This window comes from Neisseria sp. HMSC065D04 (assembly GCF_001815675.1).
Taxonomy (GTDB): Bacteria; Pseudomonadota; Gammaproteobacteria; order Burkholderiales; family Neisseriaceae; genus Neisseria.
Genome location: NZ_KV821516.1, coordinates 20,185 through 27,618 on the forward strand (window position 1 = coordinate 20,185; position 7,434 = coordinate 27,618).

Genomic DNA, 7,434 nt, shown 5'->3' on the forward strand with positions numbered 1-7,434 from the left:
GTTTAAAGAAAACGGTTTTCTCCGTTTCCAAAGCAAAGAGTGAGCCGGTTTCCTACTATCTGCATTGTCAGCAGTTCCGCCATCTTGTCTCAATTAAAAATCAATCTGCGATACCCAACCAAGCATAACCCGTTTTCAGACGACCTCATGTGGATAACTCAAATATCACCCATGCAGGCAGTGTCTAAAACCGCTAAAATAACGCTTTTCCCTCCCTACGGAACCATCATGCTCCAGCCTTCCGCCCAACAGATTTTGCACGAAGTATTCGGCTATCCCGAATTTCGCGGCAAGCAGGAGGCTATCGTCAATACATTGGCAGGCGGCGGAAGCCTGTTGGTATTGATGCCGACGGGCGGGGGCAAGTCGCTGTGTTACCAAATTCCCGCGCTGATGCGCGAAGGCGTCGCCATCGTCGTTTCGCCGCTGATCGCCCTGATGAACGACCAAGTAGCGAGCCTGCACGCTGCAGGCATAGAAGCAGCAGCGGTCAACAGCAGTACAACGGTGGAAGAAGCCCGCGAAGTGGCGGACAAACTCGCCCAAGGTCGTCTGAAACTGCTCTACGTCGCACCGGAGCGGCTTGTTACCGACCGTTTCCTACGTTTTCTCGACCAGCAAACCATCAGCCTTTTCTCCATAGACGAAGCGCATTGCGTCAGCCAATGGGGGCACGATTTCCGTCCCGAATACCAGCAATTAGGGCTGCTTGCCGAACGCTATCCGCAGGTGCCGCGCATTGCCCTGACTGCAACTGCCGATGCGGCGACCCGCGCCGACATCAAACATTTCCTCCATCTCGAAGACGCGCCCGAATTCATCTCCAGCTTTGACCGCCCGAATATCTATTATCAGGTTATCGAAAAAAACAACGGCAAAAAGCAGCTTCTCGACTTCATCCGCAAAGAAATGGAAGGGCAAAGCGGCATCGTCTATTGCTTAAGCCGCAAAAAAGTCGAAGACATCGCCCAATTCCTCTGCGAAAACGGATTGGACGCGATTCCCTACCATGCCGGCTTGAGCATGGAAGTGCGCGAAGCAAACCAACGCCGTTTTACCCGCGAAGACAACATTATCGTCGTCGCCACCGTTGCCTTCGGTATGGGCATAGACAAACCGGACGTGCGCTTCGTCGCCCATCTTGATATGCCCCAAAGCGTCGAACATTTCTACCAAGAATCCGGCCGCGCCGGGCGGGACGGGCTGCCTGCCGTGAGTTGGCTGTGTTACGGGCTGAACGACTGGGTATTGCTGCGCGAACGCATCGCCGAAGGCAACAGCGACGAAGTGCAGAAACAAATCGAAATGCAGAAGCTCGATGCCATGCTGTCCGTCTGCGAAACCGCCGCCTGCCGCCGCGTCTTGCTGCTCAAACATTTCGGCGAAGAATCCGCCCCCTGCGGCCATTGCGACAACTGCCTGCATCCGCCCGTACGCTTCGACGGCACCGTCCTCGTACAAAAGCTCCTCAGTTGCGTGTATCGCGCCGGACAACGCTTTGCCGCCGGCTATATCACCAACCTGCTGCGCGGTAAAAGCGACGACTGGATACAGCGCAACGGCCACGACAAACTCTCTACCTTCGGCATCGGCAGCACGCAAACCGACAAAGAATGGCGCAGCGTCATCCGCCAGTGCATCAGCCTCGGCTACCTCACCGTCAACACCGCCCAATATCAGGCATTGCAACTGACCGAAGCCGCAAAAAAAGTCCTTAAAGGCGAAACCGAAGTCATGCTGCGCCCGCTGCGCCGCGAAAAAGCTGCCACTCAAAAGCCCAAAGACAACTGGCTGCGTACCGAACGCGAAGAACGCCTATGGCAGGCATTGCGGCATTGGCGGCAGCAGCGCGCCCATGCCGAAGAAGTTCCCGCTTACGTCGTCTGCGGCGACAAAACCCTGCGCGACATCGTCGAAAAAATGCCGCAAACGCTGGAAGATTTGCACCAAATCTACGGTTTAGGCGAGGCAAAAATCAACAAATTCGGCATCGACATCCTCAATGTCTGCGGGAACGCTGCCGAAAACCAAAGCGGACAAACGACCAGCGAAGAACCCCTATTCATCCCTCAAACCGAGCGTGAACAGCAATTACAGCAAAAGCTGGAAACTTGGCGTGCCGAGCAGGCAGCCGCCGAACAATGCGCCTTGGGCAAAATCCTTTCCAACATCAGCCTGACCGACCTTGTCGTCTTCACGCCCGCCGAAGAAGCCGACCTGCTCGGCATCTACGGCATCGGCAGCGAAAGAATTGCCCAATACGGGCAGGCAATACTCGACATCTGCCGCCCCTACGCAGACGGGCTTTCCGAGCCGAAACAGGCAGAACGCCAGCTCGCCCGCCGCCTGTTCCAATGGTGTCTCGATACCGCCCGATATGAAGGCGGAGAGATGCATGCCGTCGCCAAAAAACAGACTTTACGCGCCATCGCCAAAGCCTGGCCGCAAACCTTGACGACGCTTTCCAAAATAGAGGGCGTGAGCGGGGAATGGTTGGACCAATACGGCGAAGAAATCATAGAAATCTGCACGGCGGATTGACCGTTAAAAAGACACAGAAAAAGGTCGTCTGAAAACCCTGTATAAAGGTTTTCAGACGACCTTCTGAATATTAATATCATTATAAAACAATAACAAACAAAATTTTTTCAATTCGCTTGTAAGCATTTTCAGACTGCCGCGTCTAATCGGGCATGAAATGATTTTATGAAACGGTTATCATGAAAATGAATACGACAGCCCCGTGGCAATCGGCTTTAGGTTTATTGGCTTTGCGCCTGTTTGCCGCTTACGAATTTTGGGAATCAGGTATGCAGAAATGGAGCGGCGAAAACTGGTTTGCCGAAATCAATGACCAATTCCCCTTTCCGTTCAATTTGCTGCCCGACAGCGTGAATTGGAACTTGGCGATGTGGGCGGAGCTGGTTTTTCCGGTTTTGCTGCTTTTAGGATTGGCAACCCGCCTGTCCGCCTTAGGGTTGATCATTGTAACGGCAGTGGCGTGGGCAGCAGTCCATGCGGGTGCGGGTTATAATGTCTGCGACAACGGCTATAAAATGGCTTTGATTTATATCGTGGTTTTAATCCCGATTCTGCTTCAAGGCGCGGGCTGTTTATCGTTGGATGCGTTGTTGAAAAAACGTTTTTGCCCGAAATGCCGCGTCGGAAATCAATAAAAAAGGTCGTGGAGCGGACTTTAAACGCGCCAACTCAAATTCTTAATCTGTTTAACTTGATACTTTGAAAAGGAAATCAATATGAAAAAAAATGTAGCCGCTGCCCTTGCAGGTGCTTTGTCTTTGTCTTTGGCTGCCGGCGTTGTTGCCGCTGACAAACCGGTAAGCAGCAAAGCAGGCGTTCAAAAAGCTGCCCAAGGCTCTTGCGGTGCGGCTAAAGCTGCTGAAGGTTCATGCGGTGCCGCTGCTCCTAAAGCAGGCGAAGGCAAATGTGGCGAGGGTAAATGCGGTTCAACCGTGAAAAAAGCCCCCGCTAAAAACGCCAAAGCAGCAAAAGCCAAAGCTAAAGCAGTTGAAGGCAAATGCGGCGAAGGCAAATGCGGTTCTAAATAATTTAGAACAAAAAGCCGCATTTTATTGATAAATGCGGCTTTTTATCTGATTTTGACAGCAATTTCTTACCAAAACCGTCGGAACACCATCCAAAACGGAGCAACATCATGATTCAACACGCAGGCTTAGGCTACCGCCGCGACTTGGCGGAAGACTTCCTCTCGCTTTCAGACGACAGTCCGATACGCTTTATCGAAGCCGCACCCGAAAACTGGCTGAAAATGGGCGGCAGGGCGCGCAAACAGTTTGACCGCGTGGCGGAACGGCTGCCATTGGCGTTGCACGGATTATCCATGTCGCTGGGCGGACAAGCCCCGCTGGATACCGCCTTGATAGACGGAATCAAAGAAATGATGCGCTGTTACGATTGCACATTTTTCTCCGACCATTTGAGCTACTGCCACGACGGCGGCCATCTCTACGACCTGTTGCCGCTGCCCTTCACCGAAGAAATGGTGCAGCATACCGCGCAGCGTATCCGCGAAGTACAAGACCGATTGGGCTGCCGCATCGCCGTAGAAAACACTTCCTACTACCTGCATTCCCCGCTTGCCGAAATGAACGAAGTCGAGTTTCTCAACGCCGTTGCTCGCGAAGCCGATTGCGGCATTCATCTCGATGTGAACAATATCTACGTCAACGCCGTCAATCACGGCTTGTTGTCGCCAGAGGCTTTTTTAGAAAACGTTGACGCAGGGCGCGTGTGTTACATCCACATCGCCGGACACGACGTCGAAACGCCCGAGCTGTTGATTGATACCCACGGCGCGGCGGTTTTACCGACCGTTTGGGACTTGCTCGAACTCGCCTACACCAAGCTGCCGACCATCCCGCCTACTTTGTTGGAACGCGATTTCAATTTCCCGCCTTTTGCCGAACTCGAAGCCGAAGTCGCCAAAATCGCCGACTATCAAACGCGTGCCGGAAAGGAATACCGCCGTGCAGCCTGAAACCTCCGCCCAATATCAACAACACTTTGCCCAAGCCATACGCGAGGGCGAAGCCGCCGCCGGCTTGCCGCAAGACCGCCTGAACGTCTATATCCGCCTGATACGCAACAATATCCACAGCTTCATCGACCGTTGTTATACCGAAACGCAGCAGTATCTCGACAGCGGAGAATGGGGTCGTCTGAAAGAAGGCTTCATCCGAGACGCGCGCGCCCAAACCCCCTATTTCCAAGAAATTGCCGGCGAATTCCTCCAATACTGCCAGAGCCTGCCGCTTTCAGACGACCTCTTGGCACTGATGGACTTCGAACATACCCAACTGCTCGCTGAAGTCGCCCAAACCGACAGCCAAGCCTCGCCCGCCGATTCAGACGATTTGGCGTACACCCTTTCTCCCGCCGCCTTTGTCCGCCGTTATCAGTATGACGTGACCGACGAGTTGCAGGAGGCGGAAACCGCCGTTTTGGTGTGGCGCGATAAGGAAGACGACGTGATGTACCAAACCCTCGACGATTTCGACACATTATTGCTGGAAACGCTGGCAGACACGCCCACCTCCCTGAACGGCCTGCAAACCATGCTGGCAGAGTTCATGTCGTCTGAAAGCGGCTGGCAGGACGCATTAAGGCAAAAATGGGCAGATTGGCTGGAACAAGGCATTTTGGTTGCCACATCAGCCGAGGTCGTCTGAAATGATCGAATTGACGTAGTGGGCAGGAAATTCCTATAAAGGCACTATCGTACCCCCTTCCCGAAGGAAAGGGCAAAGATGGGGAAGAAATCGAAATATCGGCGGTTTTTGTCGTTTTCAGACGACCTTTTTTATATTGGGGGTAAAGACCCGCTAAAAGGCTTGGCAGGTCGTCTGAAAACGCGTAACCGGTTACTGAGAAACAAAAAAGCTACGTCAATCATTTATGTATTTGATAACACGAATGCTCAGTATCAGCGTAAAATCAGAAGTTCACAGCCATAATTCATTCAATGCTGATACATTATGTCCCTACCCGAATTGACTGACGCCGAGCTTGCCGAATCCCGCAAGCTGCTCCTGCGTTTCGCCCGCATCCAGTTGCCCGACCGCCCCGATTTGGCGGAAGACCTTGTGCAGGAAACCATGCTTTCCGCCTACCGCGCTGCCGAAGGTTTTAAAGGAGATGCACAAGTGGGCAGCTGGTTGTTTGCCATTCTGAAAAACAAAATTACCGACTGCCTGCGCCAGATCAGACGGCAGCGCGAAGTATTCGCCACACCTGCGGAAGAAATGTTGGACGAAATCTTTGAAGAACGGTTTGCATCAGACGGGCATTGGACGGCGGACGGCCATCCGCAAACTTGGGCCTCGCCCGAAAAAACGTTGGACAACAAAGAGTTTCGTGAAATCCTGCAAACCTGCCTCTACCAAATGCCCGAAAACACCGCCCGCGTGTTTACCATGAAGGAAATCCTCGGCTTCTCATCCGACGAAATCCGCGAGCAATGCGGCATCAGTATGTCCAACTACCACACCATCATGCACCGCGCCCGCGAAACCCTGCGCCAATGCCTGCAAATCAAATGGTTCGGCAATGCAGAACATGCCGGTTAAGCCCGTTAGGAAAACACGATGAACAAATGCCGCAAAACCGCCTACCTGCTCTCCAAAAAACAGGACGAAACCCGCCTGACCGTTCCCGAGCGCGTTTTTCTGGGCAGCCACCTGCTGATATGCCCTCATTGCCGCGAATATAAAAAACAACTCGACCTTATTCAGAAAGCCATGAAAAAGATGTTTTGAGGCTGGCGGATAAGGTATAGTGGATTAAATTTAAATCAGGACAAGGCGGAAGCCGCAGATACAGTACAGATAGTACGGCAAGGCGAGGCAACGACGTACTGGTTTAAAGTTAATCCACTATAAAAAGGTCGTCTGAAACCTGATGTAGAGTTTCAGACGACCTTTTTGCATGAAAGAAAATAGGGATTGATTGGTTTGAGCATGAGTTAGGATGAAATGGCGTGCCCATAAAAAACCGGCTTTTAAAGCCGGGATTTTGAAATTGGGCAGGATTTGAGCGGATTTAAAGGCATAGCAAACAAGGTTCAAACCGCCCAATAAGCTGGAGGCTATATAGGAATGATTGTGTGGGTGTCAACATTTTCCGCCTTTTTTCAGAACAAAATATGACTTATGCCAATATTTGTTACTACAACCCACTACATTGGCGGGAACATGAAAATGATGTGTGTTAGAATTTTTTCAGCTGTTTTATAAAACAGTACCTTAACTAAAAAATTTAAGAAGGATAGAACATGAACAAATTACTAATTGCTGCGATGATGATGGCCGCTTTGTCGGCTTGTTCCCAAGAAGCCAAACAGGAAACTAAGGAAGCGGCTTCTGCTGTAGCTTCCGAGGTTAAAGACGCTGCGGCTTCTGCTACCGATGCTGCTGCATCTTCTGCTCAAGCAGCGGCGAGCAAAGTAGAAGATACTGCCGCCAAAGCCGCATCAGAAGTAAAAGAAGCTCCTGCCTCTGAAGCCAAACCGGCTGAAAAAACAGAAGCTGCGCCTGCCGACGAGAAAAAAGATGCCTCGTCCGCCAAAGTGGACGGCAAAGCCGTTTTCGAAGCCAACTGTAAAATGTGCCACGGCGGTACCATCCCGGGCGCTCCGGTCGTCGGTAAAAATGATGATTGGGCTCCGCGCATCAAACAAGGCAAAGAAACCCTGCATAAACATGCACTCGAAGGCTTCAACACCATGCCGGCAAAAGGCGGCAACACCAGCCTGAGCGATGACGAAGTCAAAGCGGCGGTTGACTATATGGCAAACCAATCCGGCGCCAAATTCTAAGCCGTACAAATCAAAACGCACCTTATTACAAGGTGCGTTTTTTCATGGTATAGTGGATTAACTTTAAACCAGTACGGCGT

General features: G+C 51.8%; 8 protein-coding genes and 1 pseudogene. All 9 read left to right on the plus strand.

What is annotated here, in order from left to right:
* Positions 1 to 228: 228 nt before the first annotated feature.
* A complete protein-coding gene (gene recQ / locus HMPREF3050_RS06695) occupies positions 229 to 2,541 on the plus strand; it encodes a DNA helicase RecQ (RefSeq protein ID WP_070774204.1) in 2,313 nt (770 codons plus the stop codon).
* A 179-nt stretch (positions 2,542 to 2,720) separates the two neighbouring features.
* Positions 2,721 to 3,176, plus strand: a complete 456-nt coding sequence (locus HMPREF3050_RS06700) for an HvfX family Cu-binding RiPP maturation protein (protein WP_060974837.1) — start codon at positions 2,721 to 2,723, stop codon at positions 3,174 to 3,176.
* Positions 3,177 to 3,257: 81 nt separating this feature from the next.
* A complete protein-coding gene (locus HMPREF3050_RS06705; RefSeq protein WP_070774205.1) occupies positions 3,258 to 3,569 on the plus strand; it encodes an HvfA family oxazolone/thioamide-modified RiPP metallophore in 312 nt (103 codons plus the stop codon).
* A gap of 107 nt (positions 3,570 to 3,676) precedes the next feature.
* On the plus strand, positions 3,677 to 4,519 hold the full coding sequence (locus HMPREF3050_RS06710) for an HvfB family MNIO-type RiPP peptide maturase (RefSeq protein ID WP_070774206.1): 843 nt from the start codon (positions 3,677 to 3,679) through the stop codon (positions 4,517 to 4,519).
* Positions 4,509 to 5,210: an HvfC family RiPP maturation protein gene (locus HMPREF3050_RS06715; protein ID WP_070774207.1), complete on the plus strand. Its 702-nt coding sequence runs from the start codon at positions 4,509 to 4,511 to the stop codon at positions 5,208 to 5,210. Before HMPREF3050_RS06710 ends, HMPREF3050_RS06715 begins: the two co-directional genes overlap by 11 nt.
* Before the next feature lie 306 nt (positions 5,211 to 5,516).
* Positions 5,517 to 6,107 (plus strand): sigma-70 family RNA polymerase sigma factor, encoded by a 591-nt coding sequence (locus HMPREF3050_RS06725; protein WP_070774209.1) that lies wholly within the window; start codon positions 5,517 to 5,519, stop codon positions 6,105 to 6,107.
* Positions 6,108 to 6,125: 18 nt separating this feature from the next.
* A complete protein-coding gene (locus HMPREF3050_RS14275; RefSeq protein ID WP_003779645.1) occupies positions 6,126 to 6,296 on the plus strand; it encodes an anti-sigma factor family protein in 171 nt (56 codons plus the stop codon).
* Positions 6,297 to 6,302: 6 nt separating this feature from the next.
* A pseudogene (locus HMPREF3050_RS14830) lies at positions 6,303 to 6,416 on the plus strand (IS5/IS1182 family transposase); the annotation flags it as partial.
* Between the two features lie 395 nt (positions 6,417 to 6,811).
* On the plus strand, positions 6,812 to 7,354 hold the full coding sequence (locus HMPREF3050_RS06730) for a c-type cytochrome (protein ID WP_003767473.1): 543 nt from the start codon (positions 6,812 to 6,814) through the stop codon (positions 7,352 to 7,354).
* The last annotated feature ends 80 nt before the right edge of the window (positions 7,355 to 7,434 follow it).

Excerpts from the sequence above, each read along its gene's own strand:
- recQ (WP_070774204.1), top strand. The coding sequence starts at position 229 with ATGCTCCAGCCTTCCGCCCAACAGATTTTGCACGAAGTATTCGGCTAT.
- HMPREF3050_RS06700 (WP_060974837.1), top strand. The coding sequence starts at position 2,721 with ATGAAAATGAATACGACAGCCCCGTGGCAATCGGCTTTAGGTTTATTG.
- HMPREF3050_RS06705 (WP_070774205.1), top strand. The coding sequence starts at position 3,258 with ATGAAAAAAAATGTAGCCGCTGCCCTTGCAGGTGCTTTGTCTTTGTCT.
- HMPREF3050_RS06710 (WP_070774206.1), top strand. The coding sequence starts at position 3,677 with ATGATTCAACACGCAGGCTTAGGCTACCGCCGCGACTTGGCGGAAGAC.
- HMPREF3050_RS06725 (WP_070774209.1), top strand. The coding sequence starts at position 5,517 with ATGTCCCTACCCGAATTGACTGACGCCGAGCTTGCCGAATCCCGCAAG.
- HMPREF3050_RS14275 (WP_003779645.1), top strand. The coding sequence starts at position 6,126 with ATGAACAAATGCCGCAAAACCGCCTACCTGCTCTCCAAAAAACAGGAC.
- HMPREF3050_RS06730 (WP_003767473.1), top strand. The coding sequence starts at position 6,812 with ATGAACAAATTACTAATTGCTGCGATGATGATGGCCGCTTTGTCGGCT.